Here is a 19,628-nt window from a genome sequence, read left to right as displayed (position 1 = left end):
TCCCCTCGAACGTACTTCGGCACCTTGGGCGTTTCGCCCTTGAGCCACTTGCTCACCGTATTGCGCGCCAACCCCGTCTTGCGGGCGATCTCGCGCTCACTGAGCTTGTCCCGACGGTGCAGGCGCCGGATCTTGCCGATCATGTCCATGGTGATCATTCCTGTCGTCCCCGCCGCACAAAAAAACAGCAGGGTAGGTCGAACACCTGGCCCAGTTTTCGGTCGGCACAACCCTCATACGTGGCTCAAATTTCGGTCGGCGCCAACATGGCAAAGCGCCAGTTGCTCCGCAGCGCAAGGATGGACGCGAGGGCGAGCGCCGCTTCGAGGAGATCGCCGTAGGCAGCACTGGAAAGAAACTCTCCGGGCAGCTTCGGATCGATCATCCCCGTCACCAACAGAGTCATTCCGACATAGCGCGGGACATGCACGAAGAGCAGCGCAATGAGAGCGGACTTGCGCGGCAGCCGGATCAGCGCCGGCCACACGTACCACGCTGCAACGAGGCCGAAGACGACCACGCTGGCCAGAAGCTGCATCCAGAATATCGCGACGCTATTCATCGTTGACTCCGCTCGCGGCGAGAGCCGGATAGTCGATGTAGCCGTGCTCGTCGCCACCGTAAAAGCTCTTCGGATCCGGCGCGTTCAAAGGGGCGCGGCGACGCAGGCGCGCAGGTAGATCGGGGTTCGCGAGGAAGAGCCGGCCATAGGCCACGGCATCCGCGGACCCGTCCGCGATCGCACGTTCGCCCCGCTCGGCGTCGTATCCCGCGTTGGCGAGATAGAGGCCATGCCACGCCGAGCGCAGGCGCCGGTAGAAGTCGGCTTTTTGATCGGCCGGGACAGGGTCCTCCACCACGTGCAGGTAGCCGAGCCGATGCTCGTTGAGCACGTCGACAACTCGCGCAAAGGTCTCCTCTGGAGTTGCATCGCCCATGTCGTTGAAGGTGCCGAGGGGAGAAATGCGAACTCCAACGCGCCCTCGATCCCAGACCCGCAGGACGGCCTCGACGGCTTCGCCGAGAAAGCGTGCCCGGTTGTCAGCGCTGCCTCCGTAGGCGTCTGTGCGGGTGTTCGATTTCGAGCGAATGAACTGGTCGATCAGGTAGCCGTTGGCGGCGTGAAGCTCGACGCCGTCGAAGCCGGCGGCCTTGGCATTGGCAGCAGCACGGCCATAGTCTTCGATCGTGCCGCGGATTTCCGCCAGGCTCAGCGCTCTGGGCTGCGAAACATCGACAAAGCCCGTCTCGACGAACGTCTGCGCGCGGGCCCTGATCGCGGATGGCGCCACCGGGGAGCTGTTGCCAGGCAAAAGGCTGTCGTGGGAGATGCGGCCGACATGCCAGAGCTGCAGGAAGATACGGCCGCCGGCATGGTGTACGGCATCGACGACCGTCCTCCAGCCGGCAACCTGCTCCTCCGAATGAATGCCCGGGGTGTCGATGTATCCCTTGCCCATGGGCGAGATTTGCGTGGCCTCCGTGACGATCAGCCCCGCCGAGGCACGCTGGCTGTAGTACGTGGCGGCCAGTTTTCCCGGCACCCCGCTGGGTGTCGCGCGATTTCGGGTCAGCGGCGCCATGAAGACTCGATTGGCGAGTTCCATGTCTCCGAGAACGAGGGGGTCGTAAAGCTTCGTCATGCCAGGAATCCTCTGGTTGTCACTGTGTTGAGCTGCGTGGCCCCGTGGAAGGGACATCAGGCCTCCGCCTTGAATGCGGAGTCGATGTCCGCTGGGGAAAGGTGGTGCGTGTCGTTGCTCAGGGTCTTGAGGGCGACCCCGACGAGCACTTCGATTCACGACGCTCCTGAAGCAAGGGCCGAATGGGCTGTAGCGGCGACTGCGAGCTTGGATCCTGCGCCGCTGCCTGCTATATTTGTACTTCTTCGCACAAAAAGCAAGTGATTTGTATGCGCACCAGTACAAAACCGGCAAGGCAACGCGGCAGACCTCGGTCCTATGACCGAGACGTTGCGCTCGGCGCCATTCGCGACGTGTTCTGGAATGGGGGCTTCTCGGCCTCCTCGCTCGACGACATCGCTGCTGCCGCCGGCATGAACAGGCCAAGCCTGTATGCGGCCTTCGGGGACAAGCGGGAGATGTACCTCGCGGCGTTGCAGATGTTCGCAGTCGAATCGGGCCGCGAACTGCAAAGGGCGCTCGAAGCTCCCACGCTTCGTGAAGCGCTCGAAGCGTTCTACGGACGGGCTATCCACGACTACCTGTCGGGCGATGAAGGTCCCCGCGGGTGCCTGGTCATCTGTACGGCGGTCACCGAGGCCGTGCGCGAGCCGGCGATCCGATCCGCGCTGGTGGCGATACTGGCCGACATCGATTCCGTCGTCGCTGCTCGCATCGCCCGGGCGCAGGCCGCAGGAGAGCCTTGCGGGCGCGGCGACGCCGAGTCCTTGGCGCGAGTAGCGACCAGCGTGCTTCACAGCCTGGCCGTGCGCGCCCGGGCGGGCGAGCGCCGCAGCGAACTCGTGGCCATTGCGCGCGCGGCGGCCGAGCTCATCGCCAGTCGAGCCTGAGCGCCAGGCGCCACCGGCACACGCCGCCGCGGCAGGCAGGATCTTCGCAGCTCGGGTGAGAATTCCCGGGAGGGCCTTCCCATCCGACATACGCCACCCGGGGCCGGCGTGCTCACGCCTTTCGAGCACGCCCTTGACGGCCTCCTCGCACCGGGCCGGTGCGCCCCACGCCCACAAATGGTCGCTGCGACGAGGCCGCGTGCATCGGCGTTGTGCGCGGTAGCGGCCGCCGTGGCCCCGCGGACGCTCTCCGCGGGCCCGTGTTCGTGCACGTTTGCCCAGGCATTCGAGAGGGGGCGCTCGCCAACGCTTCGATGGCCGGTGATCTGGCATGCATGTTGCTTGATAGGACTTGTCATAACAAGTCAGGCCCTGCAAGACCATGAGACCTCAAGCGAAGGCATCCCAGCCCGGTGCGACCGACGCGCAAGCGGCCCAGGTGCTGCCCATGTCCGCCGTCCCGCTGTACCTGCAGATTCGGGAAATCATCCGGCACCAGATCCTCGAGGGGAGCTATCCCGCGCATGGATTGCTGCCCTCGGAGAGCCAGATGACGGCGGCGTTCGGCGTGAGCCGCATCACCATCCGCCAGGCCCTGAATGACCTGCAGAAGGAGGGGATGATCTTCAAGGTCGCGGGCAAGGGCACCTTCGTGTCCAAGCCGAAGGCCTTCCAGAACCTCTCGAACCTGCGCGGCTTCGGCGAGGAGATGAATTCCCTCGGCTACGAGACCTTCTCCCAGGTGCTCAGCAAGCGCGCGGTGCGGGCCGACGAACACGTCGCGCGCCAGTTGGGCCAGGAGCCGGGTTCCATGGTCTACCAGATCCAGCGCCTCCGGTACCTGAATCGAGAGCCGATCTCGGTGGACGTGAGCTACTTCCCGCTCGCGCTCGGCGAGCGCCTGTCCAACGAGGACCTGCAGGCGCGCGACGTGTTCGCCATCCTGGAGCGCGACTACGGCCTGAACCTGACCCATGCCGACGTGCAGATCGATGCCATCACGGTCGACGAATGGCTCGCGGGACACCTGCGCGTGTCCGAGGGCGCGCCGCTGCTGCGCATCGAGCGCCTGACCTACGCGAACGATCAGCCCATCGATTTCGAGTACCTGTACTACCGCGGCGACGCCTTTCACTATCGCCTTCGCATTGATCGCAAATAGGAGCTCGCATGAACGTCCTGGAACAAGAATTCGACCTCGTCGTCATCGGCGGCGGGACGGCCGGCCCGATGGCCGCCGTCAAGGCCAAGGAGCGCAACCCGAAGCTGCGCGTGCTGCTGGTCGACAAGGCCCATGTCAAGCGCAGCGGCGCGATCTCGATGGGCATGGACGGGCTGAACAACGCGGTCATCCCGGGCCACGCCACGCCGGAGCAGTACGTGAAGGAGATCACGGTGGCCAACGATGGCATCGTCGACCAGGAGGCGCTGATGGCCTATGCCACGCGCAGCGCGGCGATGATCGATGAACTCGACCGCTGGGGCGTGAAGTTCGAGAAGGACGAGACCGGCGACTATGCCGTGCGCAAGGTGCACCACCTGGGCACCTACGTGCTGCCGATGCCCGAGGGGCACCACATGAAGCGCATCCTCTACCGGCAGCTCAAGCGCGCGCGCGTGGAGATCACCAACCGGTTGGTGGTCACGCGCGTGCTCACGGGACCGGACGGGAGCGTGGCGGCGGTCATGGGCTTCGACTGCCGCACGGCCGAGCTGGTGCTGATCAGGACCCGGGCGGCGGTGTTGTGCACGGGGGCCGCGGGGCGCATCGGGCTTCCCGCATCGGGCTACCTGATGGGAACCTACGAGAACCCCACCAACTGCGGCGACGGGCACTCGATGGCCTTCCATGCCGGCGCCGACCTGAGCAATCTCGAGTGCTTCCAGATCAACCCCCTGATCAAGGACTACAACGGACCGGCCTGCGCCTACGTCACCGGGCCGCTGGGCGGCTACACCGCCAACGGAAAGGGCGAGCGCTTCATCGAGAGCGACTACTGGAGCGGCCAGATGATGCTGGAGTTCTACAACGAGCTCCAGAGCGGAAACGGCCCCGTGTTCCTGAAGGTCAATCACCTGGCCGAGGAGACCATCGCGCAGATCGAAACCATTCTGCACAGCAACGAGCGGCCCAGTCGCGGGCGCTTTCACGAGCGCCGGGGGACCGACTACCGGCACTCGATGATCGAGATGCACATTTCCGAGATCGGGTTCTGCAGCGGGCACAGCGCCTCGGGCATCCGCATCAACGCGCGCGGCGAGACCTCGGTGCGCGGCCTGTACGCCGCGGGCGACTGCGCCAGCGTTCCCCACAACTACATGCTGGGCGCGTTCGTCTATGGCAAGTTGTGCGGCGAGCACGCGGCGGAGTACTGCGAGGGGCAGGGCTTCGCCCCGCACGCGCCCGAGGACGTGCAGGCCGAGGCGCGGCGCATCCTCGGCCCCCTGGGGCGCAGCGAGGGTCTGACGCCCCAGCAGGTGGAATACAAGACGCGGCGCCTGGTCAACGACTATCTGCAACCGCCGAAGATCACGCGCAAATACGAGATCGCCCTGCAGCGCTTCGAGGAAATCCGCGAGGACCTGCAGCAGCTCGCGGCGCCCGGTCCGCACGAACTGATGCGGGCGATGGAGGCTCACGCGATCCTGGACTGCGCGGAAATGGCGGCACGGGCTTCGCTGTTCCGCACGGAAAGCCGCTGGGGCCTGTACCACCACTGCGTCGACCACCCCCTGCGCGACGACGAGAACTGGTTCTGCCACACGGCCTTGCGCCGGGGCGCGGACGGCTCGATGCAGCTGCGCAAGCTCGCGGTCGAGCCCTACGTCGTCGCGGTCGACGAGACCGAGAAGGCCGCCTATCACCGGCTGCGCGTGTCGCGTGTCGCCGAAACCGTCTGATCCGAGGAAAACCCATGACCATCGCACTGAGCCCGACCCAGGTCCCCGTACGCGTCAACGAGGACAAATGCATCGCCGACAAGGGCTGCACGGTCTGCGTCGACGTGTGCCCGCTCGACGTGCTCGCCATCGATCTCGTGAAGGGCTCGGCCTTCATGAAATACGACGAGTGCTGGTATTGCCTGCCTTGCGAGCAGGATTGCCCGACCCAGGCGATCGAGGTCGACATCCCCTATCTGCTGCGCTGAGGACCACCATGAGCGATCTGGCCGAAACACTTGTCGCGCGCTTGAACGACGCCGATCCCGAGCTGCGGCGCCTGGCCGTGATGGAACTGCCCTACAGCGACGAGCAGGACATCGTGGCCCTGCTTCTGCCGCGCCTGGAGGACCCCAGCCCGCTGGTGCGCTCCGAGGCGGCCAGGGCGCTGGAGGGCTTCGAGGAGATCGAGGTGGTGCAGGCCCTCGCCGCGCGCCTGCACGACGGTGACGCGCAGGTGCGCAAGGCCAGCGCCGAGGTGCTGGCCGAACTGAAGCTTCCCGCGTCCGCGCCGCCCTTGCTGGAACTGCTGGAGCCGGGGCCTGCCCCCGAGGCCCAGGCGGCCGCGCTGCGGGCCTTGCGGGCCCTGCGCGTACCCGAGGCCCACGCGCCGGCCTTGCGCCTGCTGGGCGACGCCGACCCCGTGGTCCGGCGCGAGGCGGTCGGCGTGCTGGGCTACCTGCGCCTGGACAGCGCGCTCGCGGACCTGGCGCGCATCGCCCAGGGCGACCCGGACGCGGAAGTCCGGCGCATTGCCGTCGGCGCGCTGGGCTACGCCGCCGACGGCGGCGTGGCGCAGGCGCTGACCCGTGCGCTCGCGGACGGCAACTGGATCGTGCGCGAGGAGGCTGCGCAGACCCTGGGCAAGCTGCGCCTGCGCCCCGCCATCGCGCAGCTGGTGCTGGCGATGGAGGACCCCTACTGGCAGGTTCGGCTCAAGGTCGCGCGCAGCCTGGGCCAGCTCAAGGCCGCGGAAGGGGTCGAGGCGCTGGTCGCCACGCTCGGTCACTCGATCAGCAACCTGCGCAAGGAGGCCGCGATCGCCCTGGGCGAGATCGGCGATGCGCGTGCCCTGCCGGCGCTGGAGCAGGCGGCGGCGAGCGACGCCGACCCCGACGTGCGCAAGATGGCCAGGCTGGGCATCGCCACCATCGCCCAGGCGTCCTCCCGGGCCTGAGCCAGCTGGGCCGCGACCTTTCCGAATCGAGGAAATCCGATGACTTTCGTAGTGACCGACTCCTGCATCCAGTGCAAGTACACCGACTGCGTGGCCGTGTGTCCGGTGGATTGCTTCCACGAAGGCCCGAACTTTCTGGTGATCGACCCGGAGGCCTGCATCGACTGCGCCGTGTGCGTGCCCGAATGCCCGGTATCGGCCATCGTGGCCGACAAGGATCTGGCGCCGCAACAGCAGCAGTTCCTGGAACTCAACGCGAAGCTTGCCAGGCAATGGCCCGTCATCGACGGCACCAGGGAGCCGCTGCCCGACGCGGAGCACTGGGCCACGGTGGAGCACAAGACCGAGCATCTTCAGATGCCCTGCTGAACACGGGCGGCACGGCGGGGTGCGACCCCGTCGATGGACGGCCGCGCATCCGCTGAACCAAGGAGAATCATCATGAACGAGCGCAATGAACAGGGCCACGTCGAGGTACGCGATCTTCGCCTGCGCTTCGGAAGCCGACGCCGGCAGGTGCTCGCGGTGGACGGTGTGTCCCTGGACGTCCGGCCCGGCGAGTTCGTGTCCCTGATCGGGCCTTCGGGCTGCGGAAAATCCACGTTGCTCAATGCCGTCGCGGGGCTCGTGGAGGCCACCGAGGGCAGCGTGAGCCTGGACGGCGTTCCCATCGACGGGCCGGGGCCGGAGCGGGGAGTGGTGTTTCAGCAGTATTCGCTGTTCCCCTGGATGAGCGTGCGCAGCAACGTCGAGTTCGGCCTCAAGATGCAGGGGCACGGCGCCTCGACCCGCGAGGCCGCGGCGCGCACCCTGCTGGGGCTGGCCGGGCTCCTGGCCTTCGAGAACCATTACCCCGAGCAGCTCTCCGGCGGCATGAAGCAGCGCGTGGGAATCGTGCGGGCGCTAGCCGCGAGCCCGAAGGTCCTGCTCATGGACGAACCCTTCGGCGCGCTCGACTCGCAGACCCGCAGGGTGATGCAGCAGATCCTCACCAACATGTGGCAGAAGTTCCGCCTTTCCGTGCTGTTCGTCACCCACGACATCGAGGAGGCCGCCTTCCTGTCGGACAGGGTCTACGTGATGACGGCGCGCCCCGGGCGCATCAAGGCCGTCGTGGACGTCCACCTGCCCAGGCCGCGCAGCAGCGCGGACATGATGTCGGAGGGCTTCCTGGACCTGCTGCGCACCCTGCGCGCGCACATCCAGGACGAGAGTCTGGCCGCCATGCAGGGCGAACTCGCGGATCACGGGCTGGAGGGCTTCGGCGTCGACGTCGGGCCGTCGGGCGTGAAGGACCTCGTATGAGCACCCGGACCTCCCCTTCCGGGCATCCCGGCGAATTCGGCCCGGGCGCGGCGCCGGCCCGCGGTGCATTCCCGGTGGCCATCACCAACCATGGTGCTTCGGCCGTGCTCGAGATCTGCTGGACGGACGGCGGCCGCAGCCTGCTGGCGCACGGCCTGCTGCGTGCGAGCTGCCGCTGCGCCGCCTGCGTGGCGCTGCGCCGCGCGCACAAGCCCGTCGCCGAATCCGCGGCGACGATCCGCCTGCACCATGCCGAGCCCGTCGGCGAGCAGGGCCTGAACCTGGTGTTCTCCGACGGGCACGGACGCGGCATCTTTCCCTGGGCCTACCTGCGCGAACTCGGCGCCGAGCAGTCCTGAGCCCCCGAAGCAACCTCAACCACCGTCACGACCACCGTCACGTCATGTCGAACTTCACCATTGAACGCGTCACGAGTGTGCAACACTGGAACGAGTCCCTGTTCACCTTCCGCACCACGCGCGATCCCGCGCTGCGATTCCACAACGGACATTTCCTGATGCTGGGGCTGTCGGTGGGCGGCAAGGCGCTGTTGCGCGCCTACAGCATCGCGAGTCCGAATCACGCCGAGCATCTCGAATTCTTCAGCATCAAGGTGCCGGATGGTCCCCTGACCTCGCGCCTGCAGCATCTCAAGCCGGACGACGAGATCATCGTCGGCCGCAAGCCCGTGGGGACCCTGGTCATGGACGACCTGCGCCCGGGCAAGCGCCTGTACCTGCTGTCGACGGGCACCGGTCTCGCGCCCTTCATGAGCATCATCCAGGACCCCGAGACCTACGAGCGCTTCGAGAAGGTCATTCTGGTGCATGGCACGCGCAAGGTCAGCGACCTGGCGTACGCGGAGTTCATCCAGCATGAACTGCCGCGACACGAATACCTGGGCGAGCTGGTGCGCGAGCGTCTCGTCTACTACCCCACCGTCACGCGTGAGCCCTACAAATACCAGGGGCGAATCACCGACCTTCTGCAAAGCGATCGCCTCACGCGCGATCTTGGATTGCCCGCCCTGGATCCGCTCGCGGACAGGGTGATGATCTGTGGCAGCAGCGCCATGCTCAATGCCTGCTGCGAGTTGCTGGACGCCCGGCGCTTCGAGATCAGCCCCAGCCAGGGGGTGGCGGGCGATTACGTGATCGAACGTGCCTTCGTCGAGAAGTAGACCAGGTCGAATCGGGAGTCGAGCATGAAGGTACTCGTCGCGGTCAAGCGTGTCGTGGACTCGAACGTCAAGGTGCGGGTCCGCGACGATGAAAGCGGTGTGGAACTCGCGGGGGTCCGGATGGGCATCAACCCCTTCGATGAAGTCGCGGTCGAGCAGGCGGTGCGCTGGAAGGAGCAGGGCGTGGCCACGGAGGTCGTCTGCGTGAGTTGCGGGGTCGCGGCGTGCGCCGAGGCATTGCGCACCGCCATGGCCATGGGGGCCGATCGCGCGGTGCTGGTCGAGACCGACCCCGAATTCGAGTTGCTGCCGCTGCACGTGGCCAAGCTGCTGCTGGCCGTGATCCGCCGGGAGCAGGCGCAGCTCGTGCTGCTGGGCAAGCAGGCGGTGGACGACGACTGCAACCAGACCGGGCAGATGCTCGCGGCGCTGCTCGGCTGGCCCCAGGCCACCTTCGCCTCCGGCGTCGAGATGGCCGAGGGCCGTGTGCGGGTCCGGCGCGAAATCGACGGCGGCTCGGAAATCCTGAGCATGCCCCTGCCGGCCGTGATCACGGCCGACCTGCGCCTGAACGAGCCGCGCTACGTCACGCTGCCCAACATCATGAAGGCCAGGAAGAAGGCCCTGGCCACGCTGCGGCCCGCCGAACTCGGGGTCGAGCTGAGGCAGCACGTACAGACCCTGCGGGTGGCCGAGCCCGCGCCGCGTGCCGAAGGCGTCCGGGTCGCCGACGCGGCGGCGCTGATCGACGTCCTGAAGGCCGAACTTTCCCGTTGAGGAGCCTCGCACCATGCCCGCACTCGTCATCGCCGAACACGACGGCCGCACGCTCAAGCCCGCGACCTTGCACACCGTGGGTGCCGCCAGCGCCTGTGCCTGCGGCGTTCACATGCTGGTCGCCGGGCACGACTGCGCCGCCGTGGCCGCCGAGGCGGCGCAAGTGGCCGGTGTCTCCAGGGTGCTGCACGCGGATGCCGGGCACCTGGGCGACGGCCTGGCGGAAAATCTGGCGCCGCAGATCGTGGCCGTCGCGGGACGCTACAGCCACATCCTGGCGCCGGCGAGCGCCTTCGGCAGGAACGTGCTTCCCCGCGTGGCGGCTGTGCTGGACGTCGTGCAGATTTCCGACATCATCGAGGTGCTGGCACCCGACACCTTCCGCCGTCCCATCTACGCCGGCGGCGCGGTGGCTACCGTGCGCGGCCTGGATGCCGTGCAGGTGATCACGGTGCGAAGCAGCGCCTTCGAGCCGGCCGCCGCGGGTGGCGCGCAGGCCGAGATCGAGACCGTCGCCGTTACGGGCGACTCCGGGCTGCTTCAGCTCGTCGAGCGCGACATGGACGGTGGCGAAGGCCCCGAACTCGGGTCCGCGCGGGTGGTGGTGTCCGGCGGACGCGGCCTGGGAAGCCGGGAGCACTTCGAGTCCCTGCTGGGTCCGCTGGCGCAAAGCCTGGGCGCGGCGCTGGGAGCCAGCCGCGCAGCGGTCGACGCGGGGTACGCGCCGAATGAATGGCAGGTCGGGCAGACGGGCCGGATCGTCGCGCCGCAGGTGTACCTGGCCGTAGGCATCTCGGGTGCGATCCAGCACCTGGCCGGCATGAAGGACAGCAAGCTCATCGTCGCCATCAACCAGGACGCCGAGGCCCCCATTTTCGGGGTGGCCGATTTCGGCCTCGTGGCCGATTTGTTCGACGTCGTGCCCGCCCTCTCGGGCGCGTTCGCGAGCCCCGCGTAGCCGGTCCGCGCCTTCATTTTGTGCGGGCTGCCCCTTGTTGGACCGGGCCTCGCGGCGATTCCCCCCCGAATGAACCAGAACAGGGAGATTTTCACGGAATTTCGCTGGCACATCATTTGCTAACGATACGTTGTCATAACAAGTCCTGTCGAGCCGAGCGCCCGCTCTCGCTCTCGCTCTCGCTGCATGCTCCCCAGGCACCGTGACGCCGCCTTCCGTTCCCGTGCACTCGTTAGCAGGAGTCAGAAATGCCCGCCAAATGCCTAGCCATTGCAGCCGCCCTGTCGCTTCCGGGCATTCTTGCCTCGAATGCCGATGCGCAGACCATCACGATCCGCATCGGGCATCAGAGCATGTGCACCGATACCTACCCGGCGGGGGTCGCCATCAAGGGGCTTCATTTGCTGGAGAAGTACCTCCCGCACACGGGAAAGTACAAGGGGGTCAGCTACGACATCGTCTGGCGGAATTACAGCTCGGGCGCGCCGATCACGAACATGATGCTGGCGAACAAGCTCGACTTCGGCGTGATGGGTGATTATCCCCTGGTCGTCAACGGCGCGAAATTCCAGCAGACCCGCGATAACCGGTCGATCCTGTTCAGCATGACGGCCTACAACCTCGACGGGGCTGGCAACAGCATCGCGGTGCCGACGTCGTCGCCGATCACCAGCGTCAAGCAGCTGGTTGGAAAGGACATTTCGGTGCCGATCGGAAGCTCCGCCTGGGGGATGCTGTACGAAATGGCGCAGCAAGCCGGACTGAAGTACTCCGACCTGAAGGTCTCCAACCAGACCCCCATGGTCGGGATCACGGCCATCGCCGCCAGGAAGATCGATGCGCATGCCGACTTCTGTCCGATGACCGAATACATGGAGTACAAGGGCACCGGGCGCATGATCTACTCCGGCGCCGAGACGAAGACTCCCTACCTGCACGGCGTGGTGGTGACCCGGGCCTTCGCGCAGAAATATCCGGAAATCGTCGTCGCCTATGCGAAAGCCGTGATCGCGGCCGATCAGTGGATCGCCGAAAACCCCTACATGGCCAGCAAGAAAATGGCAGCCTGGACCATGATTCCCAAGGAGGTTCTCTACCTGTATTTCAGCCGCGGTGGCTACCTGACCCTCGACCCGACCATCAAGGCCAAATGGCTCGATACCCTGGCCTACGATCACGGCCTGCTGGCGAAGTATGCCGATGTACCGCCGCTGAACATGCGCCAATGGGTCGATGCCAGCTATCTCAAGACCGCGTATGGCGAGATGGGCCTGAATTATGCGAAGCAGGCGGGCACCCTGAATAATCCGCAAGGCGATGCCCATATGCCGCCGGAGATCTGGGTCGCGGGCGAGGGAATCAAGCAATACGGAACCAACGCCGACATGTTCAAGGCGCTGGGCCAGCTGACCGGGAAGGGCAAAGGCATCGACGCGGTCTATGTCTATGACGCCCGATCCGGCCTGAAAATGTTCGGCAAAACCGCCTGGTACGTGAAGGATGGAAGTTCCATCGACGCCTACCTCACCAAGGGCGAGGCCCTCAGGGAGCAAAAGGAAAAGGGAGGCAACATTCTCAGCTTCACGCAGTTGCGCGCTGCCGCGTAGCGCCTGACGCTGTCGTAGTGGATCCCAGGAACTCCAAGGAGGAACATGCCATGAACGAGGCGGCCATCTCGATGAACCCCGGCGCCCGACGACGGGTGGACGGGCGTGCAGGTTCGACGCGGCGCCGGGCCGTTCGCCGTGCCGTGCGAGGCAGGCTCGGATTTCTTTTTCCGATCCTGATCGGAGGAACCGCGATCGCGCTCGGACTCCTGCTCTGGCAATTCCTGGCGAGCCATGGCGCGCACCTCTACCTCGATTTCGAGAACGTGCCGACTCCCCGGGACGTGGGATCGGCACTGCTGGGCGCGTTGCAGACGCCGGCTTTCTATGTCGACGTCGGGGTCAGCGTTCTGCGCATTGCCGGATCGTTTGGCTTGGCGGCCATTCTCGGAGTGGCGATGGGCGTGGCGATCGGGCGATACAAATGGTTCCGGTGGGCCTTCATGCCCTACGTCGAAATCGTTCGCCCCATTCCGGCCATCACCTGGATCCCCCTGGCCATCCTGATCTGGCCGACCACCGAGGAAAGCATCCTGTTCATCACCTTTCTCGGAGCCTTCTTCCCCATCGTGCTGAACACCATCCAGGGGGTCGAGGCAACGCCCGGCGCCCTCATCAACGCGGCGAAGACGCTTGGCGCGAAGGAACGGAACGTGCTGTTCAGCGTGATCATTCCTTCAGCCTTGCCGTCCATCACCTCGGGCGCGGCGATCGGAATGGGGGTTTCCTGGTTCTCGCTGGTCGCGGGGGAGATGATCGGGGGACGCGCCGGCATCGGCTACTACACCTGGAACGCCTATCAGCTGATCCAGTACTCGAACATCGTGGTCGGAATGATCACGATCGGCGTGCTGAGCACCCTGTCGACCCGGCTGATCTACCTGATCCGCTACCCCCTGTTGCGTTGGCAGCGCGCCTGATCCCAAGGCGCGGCCGCGCCACGGGAGGCCCTTCCATGGGTTGCGGAACACGAGCCTCGGCGCGCGCGCTGGCACTGTGCTGCGCCGCCCTCGCCCCGGCCTGAGCCTTCGCGTGTGCCACCTGCGGATGCTCACTGTCGTCGGGCGCCGCCATGGGCCACGGCACCGGCACCGGCTGGCGCATCAGCCTGCGAACCGACTACTTCGACCAGAGCCAGCTGCGCTCGGGCACCTCGGCGGTATCGCCCTCACGGGTCGCGGCCATCAACCATGCGGGCTGCAAGCAGGAGGTCGAGCGCCAGACCATCCATCGCTACTGGACACTGACCAGGCTTCGGTCATGCAGCGGCTGGACCAGCCCGGCCAGGACGACCGCCCCGGCAACCTGGAGCGCCTCGGCGTCGGGCTGCTCCGTGTAGCAGGGCCGGGACCGAGGGGTTCGACCCCGAGGCATTGGCCGGGACGGATGCTGATACGCTGATACGGAATCATTCCTGGCCCGACATCGTCGAAGAGGCAAGGCGTCATGTCCCACGCGCTGAGTGGCGTCGACCCCTCACTGAGCGAACTCGTTCTGCGCTGCACCCCGCCGCGACCCACGCGGCAGCTGTTGCACCGTCCGCGCCTGAGCCTCACGCAGGGCCCCCTGGCCGACGTGCCGGTGGTGCTGCTGCAAGCGCCGCCGGGTTTCGGCAAGAGTTCGCTGCTCGCGCAGTGGCGCCAGCAGACCCTGGAGCAGGGGGACGCCGTGGCCTGGCTCGGCCCGGACTCCCAGATGTCCCCACGGCGTTTCGCCGCGGCCCTGGCCCTGGCGGTTCGCATTGGCTGCGCGCGCGCTGGCTTCGGCGCGGCCCAATTGTCCGGGACCACCGTGTTTCACGGACTGCGGGAAGTCATGACCTCGTGGCTCGCCGAAGTGGCGATGACGCCCTTGCGAATCGTCCTGATGATCGACGAGGCCGCGAATCTCTGCGAGGAAGCTCAGGCCGCCCTGAGTTACCTGTTGCACAACCTGCCGCCGAATCTGCGCATGGTCGTCGCGTCGAGGGATCCGCTGGAACAGGCCGTCGCGGATCTCGTGGGCTACGGCGGATGCGCGATTCTCGGCGCGGACACGCTGCGCTTTCAGCTCGACGAGACCCTCGCCTTGTTGCGCACGCGCCTCGGATCCAGCGTGGATGCCGATGCCGCGGCAAGAATCCACGACTGCGCCGATGGCTGGCCCCAGGGCATTCACCTGGCGCTCGGAGCGCTGCAGCGAGGGGTGAATCTGCAGGAGCTGGTCGGTGCCGTGGATCCGCGGCATCCCGAGCATGCGCTGTTCGAACCCCTGTGCAGCGGTCTGTCCGAGGAGGATGTCTCGTTCCTGACCATCACCTCGGCTTGTGACCTGCTGCACCCGAGGCTGTGCGAGGCTCTGAGCGGACGGCCCGAGGCGGGCGATACGTTGGCACGGCTGGCCCAGACCACGCCGCTGTTCTTCTCCGTCGATGACGCCGGATGGTTTCGCTGCAATGCCCTGGCGCGCGGGGCGCTTCAGGCTCGCTTCGCCCGACTGCCCGTGGAGCAGCGCTCGGAGATTCACCGGCGCGCCATGGAGTGGTTCGTGCGGGAGGGCATGTTCGAGCAGGCGGCGCGTCACGCGCGCAGCGCGGGACTCGACCAGCGCGCCAACGACCTGGCCGAACAGTGTTTCTACGAGGCCGTCATGCAGGGCCGGCTGGCCTCCATGCTGGATTGGCTCGACCAGTTGCCGGCGGGCGAACTCGCGCGGCGTCCGCGCCTGCGCATGGCGGCGGCCTGGGCCCTGGCATTGGGGGAGCGCCATCGCCAGGCGCAGGCCCTGGTCCGCGACATCCTGGAGGATGCGCGGCAGGACGAGGGGATCCGTTATGAATGCGCCCTGATCCAAAGCGGCGCGGCGCTGTTCGCCGACGACCCGGACGCGTACGTGCGCATCATGCAGCCGTGGACGCAGGCGCCGCCCCCCACGCGGGAGGCGCGGCTGTTGCAGATGCATGCGAATCGTCTGGCCATGTTCGACATTCTGCAGGGGCAGCCCGCGCGGGCCAGGCGCCACCAGGAGCATGCGCCGATCGGGCGCTTCGGACCCGGCCAGGTCTACGCGCTGCGCTGGAGCGAGCTGATCCATGCCTTGAGCCACGTATGGGCGGGGCAGCTGCGGCTGGCCGAACCCCTGTTGCAGCGCGCGCTGCAGACCAGCGAGGCCGAGCTCGGGCGCCGCCATCCCCTGGCCTGCATGCTCGCTGCCTTGCTCGCGCTGGTGTTGTACGAGGCCGATCGCCTGGACGAGGCGCTTGCCGTGCAGGCCGACCGGCTGGATGTGCTCGAACACTCCGGGCTTCCCGACACGCTGCTGCTGGGCATGCGTACGGCCGTGCGCGTGGCGGCGGCCCAGGGCCGCGAACATCACGCGCTGGACATCGCGCAGGCGCTGGAGGCGGCCGGCGATGCCCGGGGCCTGCCCAGGCTGAGCCTGGCCGGGCTCGGTGAGCAGGTGCGACTGCACGCGGCGCTAGGGCGTGTCCAGACCTGCCGAACGTTGCTCGCGCGCATCGACCAGGTGCTCGTCCGGGGCGATCACCCCACCGGGCCGCTGTGGCAAGGCGCGGCGACGGTGCTGGTCAACGCGGCGCGGGCCCATACCGCCATCGCGGAACATCGGTGGGGCGAGGCGGAGGAACTGCTCGCCGCGGCCCAGCAGGCAGCCGTCGCGCAAGGCGCCGGACGCCTGCAGGTGGTGGCCATGGCCTTGCGTGCATACGTCGCCGAGCGCTCCGGGCGCGACGGCTCGGCGCTGCTCGGCGAGGCCGTCGGCCTGGCCAGGGCCAGCGGCCTGCGGCGCAGTCTGCAGGACAGCCATCCGGGCGTGGCCTCGGCCATGGCCGGTCTTCGCGACGACCCGTACCCCGCGCCGCAAGCGGTTGCGTCCCCCGGGCCGCCGGCCGACGCGCCCATGCGCGCGGCCGGCACGGCCTCGGTGCTGACCCCGAAGGAGCGCGCCATCCTGGAGCTTCTCGCGCGCAATCTCTCCAACAAGGAGGTGGCGCGGGCATTGGGCGTGGGCGAGGCGACGATCAAGTGGCACTTGAAGAACCTGTTCGCCAAGCTCGATGCCGGCTCGCGCAGGCAGGTGGTCGTGCGGGCCCGCGTGCTGGGCTTCCTCGGCGCGGACGATTGAAGGGGCGCCCCCTCCTCCGGAGGGGGGCGCGGCGTCTGGCGTCTGCCTATGCTGGGTCGACCCCATTCCGACCGTACCGACGCCATGCACGACGACCTGCCCCCCTCGGCGGCTTCCGCCTATGCCTATCCGCTGCTGATCAAGCAGCTGCTGCATCGCAGCCTGGCGCTTCACGGCGCGCAGACCATCTGCGACCGCCACGGAAGGCGCATGAGCTACGCCGCCTGGCGCGAACGCGTCGGGCGACTGGCCAGCGCCTTGCAGGCGATGGGCGTGCGCCGCGGAAGTACCGTGGGCATCATGGACTGGGACAGCCCGCGCTACCTGGAGACCTATTTCGCGGTTCCGATGATGGGCGCGACCATGTTCACGGTGAACATCCGGCTGTCGCCTGAACAGATCGCCTACACCCTGGACGACGCGAAGCCCTCGGTGCTGCTGGTGCACGTCGACTTCGCCGAGATGCTCGGCTCCGTCCTGCCGCGCCTGCGTGCGCGGCCGCGCATCGTCGTACTGCGCGACGACGCGCGCCAGCCACTGCGGGAACTCGATGCCTGCGGCGAGTACGAGGAGCTGCTGGCGGCGGCCGGCGCGGACTTCGAATTCCCGGACTTCGATGAGAACACCACCGCGGCGGTGTTCTACACGACGGGGACCACGGGCGCCCCCAAGGGGGTGTGCTACAGCCATCGCCAGATCGTCCTGCACGCCTTGACGGCGGCGACCGCGCTGTGCTCGCCCCGCGACGGACAGCGCCTGCACGCCCAGGACGTGTACATGCCGATCACGCCGATGTTCCACGTGCTGGCCTGGGGGATCCCCTATGTGGCGATCCTGCTCGGGCTGCGCATCGTGCTCCCCGGGCGCTATCTGCCCGAGACCCTGCTCGAACTGCTCCAGCGCGAGCAGGTGAGTTTCTCGCATTGCGTTCCGACCATCCTGCAGATGATCGTGGACCTGGCCGAGGCGCGCGACATCCGGTTCCCGGGCTGGAAGGTGGTGATCGGCGGGTCCGCGTTGCCGGCTCCGCTGTGCAAGGCCGCGCTGGAGCGCGGCATCGACGTGTTCGGCGGCTACGGCATGTCCGAGACCGGTCCCATCGTCGCGCTGGCGCAGCTCGTTCCCGAGCTGGCGCCGCAGGAGCAGCTGCGGGCTCGCGTGTCCACCGGCAGAGCGCTGCCGATGGTCGACCTGCGCGTGGTGGACGAGCACATGCGCGACGTGGTGCACGACGGGCGCACGCAGGGCGAGATCGTGCTGCGCGCGCCCTTCCTGACCCAGGGGTACCTGCACAAGCCGGCCGAATCCGAGGAGCTCTGGCGAGGCGGCTACCTGCATACGCAGGACATCGCGGTGGTGCGTCCGGACGGCTACGTGCAGATCGTCGATCGGCTCAAGGACGTGATCAAGACCGGAGGCGAATGGGTCTCGTCCATCGAGATCGAGCACATGATCGCCGAGATCCCCGGGGTGCAGGAGGTGGCGGTCATCGGGGTGCCGGATCCCAAGTGGGGTGAGCGACCCGTGGCCTACGTGGTTCACAGGCCGGACACGCAGGTCACGGTCGACGACGTGCGCGAGCGCCTGCTGGCCCACGTGGCCTCCAATCGCGTCGCCAAGTATGCGGTGCCGGAGCGCAGCCACATCCTGTTCGTGGAGCAGATCCCGAAGACCAGTGTCGGCAAGCTCAACAAGAAACAGCTGCGCGAGTGGGCGGCCGCGATCGCCTGAAGCCGCATCCGGCGCCTTCTTGGTGAAGACCCTATCCCCCTCCGCGAGAGGGGGGTGTGCGCCCGGACCCCCACCTATTCTGGCCTCACCGGCACGCACGATGCCGGCCACCGCAACCCAGGAAGGCTCACGAGGAGATGAACCCGATGAAAAAGACCCTGCTCGCGCTCGCCACGCTCGGCGCATGTACCGGCTCCGCGCTGGCGGCCGGAGACGTCCAGCTCTACGGCGTGATCGATCTCGGCGTCACCCACATCGACGGAATCGGCAACGGCTCCGGACCGACGCACTCGGTCAGCCAGCTGAGCTCGGGCGTTCAATCCCCGTCGGTGATCGGAGTCAAGGGCGTCGAGCCCCTGGGCGGCGGCCTCGCAACCATTTTCGACATCGAATCGGGCTTCTGCGCCTCTGGAACCAACCAGAACACCAAGGCCCCCGCGGGCGGCTACTGCGTGGGCGGCGGGTTCATGCAAAGCCGTACCTGGGCCGCGCTCAAGGGCCCGTGGGGCACCATCGCGGGCGGGCGCGACATGACCCGCATGTACAAGAACGAGGTCCGCTTCGACCCCTTCGGCGGGGGCACGACCGGCGCCTACACCAACCTGTCGATCATCAACCAGTACGGACTCTCGCGCCTGAGCCAGGGCGTGGTCTACATCAGCCCCGAGGCGCACGGCCTGGTGGGCAGCGTGTCGTATTCCTTCGCGCCGAGTGCCACCGCGGTTCCCGGTACGACCCCCAGCAGTTCCCGGGTCAGCCGTTCCATGGGGGCCAGCGCCAGCTACGTCGACGGCCCCCTGGCGCTGGCGGTGGCCTACGCGGCGGTCACCAACCTGCGGCTGCCGGCCATGCTCGATCCCGCCAACGGGGTCAACGACGGAACCCTGTCGGGGTGGCAGATCGGCGCTTCCTACCGTTTCCCGGTGGCCACGCTTTCCGCGCTGTACGAACAAGCCAAGGCGGATTACAACGCTGGCAGTGCGCGGTCGATGGTCGTGGGGGTGCGCGTGCCGGTGGGGGCGGGCACCGTGATGGCCTCGGTAGCCGAGGCGCGCACGGACTACGGCATGCGCAGCATCAACCTGCTGGGAACGGCGATGTACGGCACCGCGAAGCAATACGCGATCGGCTACAGCTATTCGCTGTCCAGGCAGACCAACCTGTATGCCAGCTACGCGCGCATCAGCAACGGGCCTGATACGAATTTCGCGATCGGCTCGGCCACCGACGCCTTCGTCGGGGCCATGGGGCAGGGTTCGGCCGGCATGACCGTCGGTCTGCGCCATTCCTTCTGAGGA

General features: G+C 67.3%; 19 protein-coding genes and 1 pseudogene. 17 read left to right on the top strand and 3 right to left on the bottom strand.

What is annotated here, in order from left to right:
• The 3 genes from D466_RS23760 to D466_RS0101820 form a co-directional block, all read right to left on the bottom strand.
• Window positions 1-149, bottom strand: a 149-nt coding sequence (locus D466_RS23760) for a helix-turn-helix domain-containing protein (protein WP_156003966.1), incomplete at its 3' end; no start/stop codon positions are given.
• 95 nt (window positions 150-244) lie between these two features.
• Window positions 245-562, bottom strand: a complete 318-nt coding sequence (locus tag D466_RS20230; protein WP_018911986.1) for a hypothetical protein — start codon at window positions 560-562, stop codon at window positions 245-247.
• A complete protein-coding gene (locus tag D466_RS0101820; RefSeq protein WP_018911985.1) occupies window positions 555-1,643 on the bottom strand; it encodes an alkene reductase in 1,089 nt (362 codons plus the stop codon). The genes D466_RS20230 and D466_RS0101820 overlap by 8 nt, the downstream gene beginning before the upstream one ends.
• 269 nt (window positions 1,644-1,912) lie before the next feature.
• Here D466_RS0101820 and D466_RS0101810 point away from each other — a divergent pair, with 269 nt between their 5' ends.
• The 17 genes and pseudogenes from D466_RS0101810 (at window position 1,913) to D466_RS0101730 (ending at window position 19,625) form a co-directional block, all read left to right on the top strand.
• Window positions 1,913-2,533, top strand: coding sequence for a TetR/AcrR family transcriptional regulator (locus D466_RS0101810; protein WP_038164754.1), 621 nt, complete (start codon window positions 1,913-1,915; stop codon window positions 2,531-2,533).
• Window positions 2,534-2,981: 448 nt separating this feature from the next.
• Complete coding sequence (locus D466_RS0101805; RefSeq protein WP_018911982.1) at window positions 2,982-3,695, top strand: GntR family transcriptional regulator; 714 nt, start codon at window positions 2,982-2,984, stop codon at window positions 3,693-3,695.
• An 8-nt stretch (window positions 3,696-3,703) separates the two neighbouring features.
• Entirely contained in the window at window positions 3,704-5,434 is a 1,731-nt protein-coding gene (locus D466_RS0101800) for a fumarate reductase/succinate dehydrogenase flavoprotein subunit (protein WP_018911981.1), read from the top strand.
• 14 nt (window positions 5,435-5,448) lie between these two features.
• Window positions 5,449-5,682, top strand: a complete 234-nt coding sequence (locus D466_RS0101795; RefSeq protein WP_018911980.1) for a ferredoxin family protein — start codon at window positions 5,449-5,451, stop codon at window positions 5,680-5,682.
• An 8-nt stretch (window positions 5,683-5,690) separates the two neighbouring features.
• Window positions 5,691-6,650: a HEAT repeat domain-containing protein gene (locus tag D466_RS0101790; RefSeq protein WP_018911979.1), complete on the top strand. Its 960-nt coding sequence runs from the start codon at window positions 5,691-5,693 to the stop codon at window positions 6,648-6,650.
• Window positions 6,651-6,689: 39 nt separating this feature from the next.
• The gene (fdxA, locus tag D466_RS0101785; RefSeq protein WP_018911978.1) at window positions 6,690-7,019 is read left to right on the top strand and encodes a ferredoxin FdxA; all 330 of its coding nucleotides are present in this window, start codon (window positions 6,690-6,692) and stop codon (window positions 7,017-7,019) included.
• Between the two features lie 72 nt (window positions 7,020-7,091).
• Complete coding sequence (locus tag D466_RS0101780; RefSeq protein ID WP_018911977.1) at window positions 7,092-7,955, top strand: ABC transporter ATP-binding protein; 864 nt, start codon at window positions 7,092-7,094, stop codon at window positions 7,953-7,955.
• Window positions 7,952-8,314, top strand: coding sequence for a DUF971 domain-containing protein (locus D466_RS20225; protein ID WP_018911976.1), 363 nt, complete (start codon window positions 7,952-7,954; stop codon window positions 8,312-8,314). Before D466_RS0101780 ends, D466_RS20225 begins: the two co-directional genes overlap by 4 nt.
• A 44-nt stretch (window positions 8,315-8,358) precedes the next feature.
• Window positions 8,359-9,135: a ferredoxin--NADP reductase gene (locus D466_RS0101770; RefSeq protein WP_018911975.1), complete on the top strand. Its 777-nt coding sequence runs from the start codon at window positions 8,359-8,361 to the stop codon at window positions 9,133-9,135.
• A 24-nt stretch (window positions 9,136-9,159) separates the two neighbouring features.
• Window positions 9,160-9,912, top strand: a complete 753-nt coding sequence (locus D466_RS0101765; RefSeq protein WP_018911974.1) for an electron transfer flavoprotein subunit beta/FixA family protein — start codon at window positions 9,160-9,162, stop codon at window positions 9,910-9,912.
• A gap of 13 nt (window positions 9,913-9,925) precedes the next feature.
• Window positions 9,926-10,870 carry an electron transfer flavoprotein subunit alpha/FixB family protein gene (locus tag D466_RS0101760; protein WP_018911973.1) on the top strand — a complete coding sequence of 315 codons (945 nt, stop codon included), beginning with the start codon at window positions 9,926-9,928 and terminating at the stop codon, window positions 10,868-10,870.
• 248 nt (window positions 10,871-11,118) lie between these two features.
• Window positions 11,119-12,477 (top strand): ABC transporter substrate-binding protein, encoded by a 1,359-nt coding sequence (locus tag D466_RS0101755; protein ID WP_018911972.1) that lies wholly within the window; start codon window positions 11,119-11,121, stop codon window positions 12,475-12,477.
• Between the two features lie 50 nt (window positions 12,478-12,527).
• A complete protein-coding gene (locus D466_RS0101750) occupies window positions 12,528-13,397 on the top strand; it encodes an ABC transporter permease (protein WP_018911971.1) in 870 nt (289 codons plus the stop codon).
• Between the two features lie 35 nt (window positions 13,398-13,432).
• Window positions 13,433-13,723 (top strand): annotated as a pseudogene (locus D466_RS24635) (transporter); the annotation flags it as partial.
• Between the two features lie 200 nt (window positions 13,724-13,923).
• Window positions 13,924-16,599, top strand: coding sequence for a LuxR C-terminal-related transcriptional regulator (locus D466_RS0101740; RefSeq protein ID WP_018911969.1), 2,676 nt, complete (start codon window positions 13,924-13,926; stop codon window positions 16,597-16,599).
• 48 nt (window positions 16,600-16,647) lie between these two features.
• Complete coding sequence (locus D466_RS0101735; protein WP_018911968.1) at window positions 16,648-18,330, top strand: fatty acid--CoA ligase; 1,683 nt, start codon at window positions 16,648-16,650, stop codon at window positions 18,328-18,330.
• 146 nt (window positions 18,331-18,476) lie between these two features.
• The gene (locus D466_RS0101730; protein ID WP_018911967.1) at window positions 18,477-19,625 is read left to right on the top strand and encodes a porin; all 1,149 of its coding nucleotides are present in this window, start codon (window positions 18,477-18,479) and stop codon (window positions 19,623-19,625) included.
• Window positions 19,626-19,628: the final 3 nt, after the last annotated feature.

This window comes from Thiomonas sp. FB-6 (assembly GCF_000377645.1).
Classification (GTDB): domain Bacteria; phylum Pseudomonadota; class Gammaproteobacteria; order Burkholderiales; family Burkholderiaceae_C; genus Thiomonas_A.
The sequence above is the reverse complement of the archived record's forward strand: the minus strand, read 5'-3'. Positions and strand labels throughout refer to the sequence as shown.

Bases quoted from the DNA above. Each gene is read 5' to 3' on its own strand.
- D466_RS20230 (WP_018911986.1), bottom strand. From the start codon at position 562: ATGAATAGCGTCGCGATATTCTGGATGCAGCTTCTGGCCAGCGTGGTC.
- D466_RS0101820 (WP_018911985.1), bottom strand. From the start codon at position 1,643: ATGACGAAGCTTTACGACCCCCTCGTTCTCGGAGACATGGAACTCGCC.
- D466_RS0101810 (WP_038164754.1), top strand. From the start codon at position 1,913: ATGCGCACCAGTACAAAACCGGCAAGGCAACGCGGCAGACCTCGGTCC.
- D466_RS0101805 (WP_018911982.1), top strand. From the start codon at position 2,982: ATGTCCGCCGTCCCGCTGTACCTGCAGATTCGGGAAATCATCCGGCAC.
- D466_RS0101800 (WP_018911981.1), top strand. From the start codon at position 3,704: ATGAACGTCCTGGAACAAGAATTCGACCTCGTCGTCATCGGCGGCGGG.
- D466_RS0101795 (WP_018911980.1), top strand. From the start codon at position 5,449: ATGACCATCGCACTGAGCCCGACCCAGGTCCCCGTACGCGTCAACGAG.
- D466_RS0101790 (WP_018911979.1), top strand. From the start codon at position 5,691: ATGAGCGATCTGGCCGAAACACTTGTCGCGCGCTTGAACGACGCCGAT.
- fdxA (WP_018911978.1), top strand. From the start codon at position 6,690: ATGACTTTCGTAGTGACCGACTCCTGCATCCAGTGCAAGTACACCGAC.
- D466_RS0101780 (WP_018911977.1), top strand. From the start codon at position 7,092: ATGAACGAGCGCAATGAACAGGGCCACGTCGAGGTACGCGATCTTCGC.
- D466_RS20225 (WP_018911976.1), top strand. From the start codon at position 7,952: ATGAGCACCCGGACCTCCCCTTCCGGGCATCCCGGCGAATTCGGCCCG.
- D466_RS0101770 (WP_018911975.1), top strand. From the start codon at position 8,359: ATGTCGAACTTCACCATTGAACGCGTCACGAGTGTGCAACACTGGAAC.
- D466_RS0101765 (WP_018911974.1), top strand. From the start codon at position 9,160: ATGAAGGTACTCGTCGCGGTCAAGCGTGTCGTGGACTCGAACGTCAAG.
- D466_RS0101760 (WP_018911973.1), top strand. From the start codon at position 9,926: ATGCCCGCACTCGTCATCGCCGAACACGACGGCCGCACGCTCAAGCCC.
- D466_RS0101755 (WP_018911972.1), top strand. From the start codon at position 11,119: ATGCCCGCCAAATGCCTAGCCATTGCAGCCGCCCTGTCGCTTCCGGGC.
- D466_RS0101750 (WP_018911971.1), top strand. From the start codon at position 12,528: ATGAACGAGGCGGCCATCTCGATGAACCCCGGCGCCCGACGACGGGTG.
- D466_RS0101740 (WP_018911969.1), top strand. From the start codon at position 13,924: ATGTCCCACGCGCTGAGTGGCGTCGACCCCTCACTGAGCGAACTCGTT.
- D466_RS0101735 (WP_018911968.1), top strand. From the start codon at position 16,648: ATGCTGGGTCGACCCCATTCCGACCGTACCGACGCCATGCACGACGAC.
- D466_RS0101730 (WP_018911967.1), top strand. From the start codon at position 18,477: ATGAAAAAGACCCTGCTCGCGCTCGCCACGCTCGGCGCATGTACCGGC.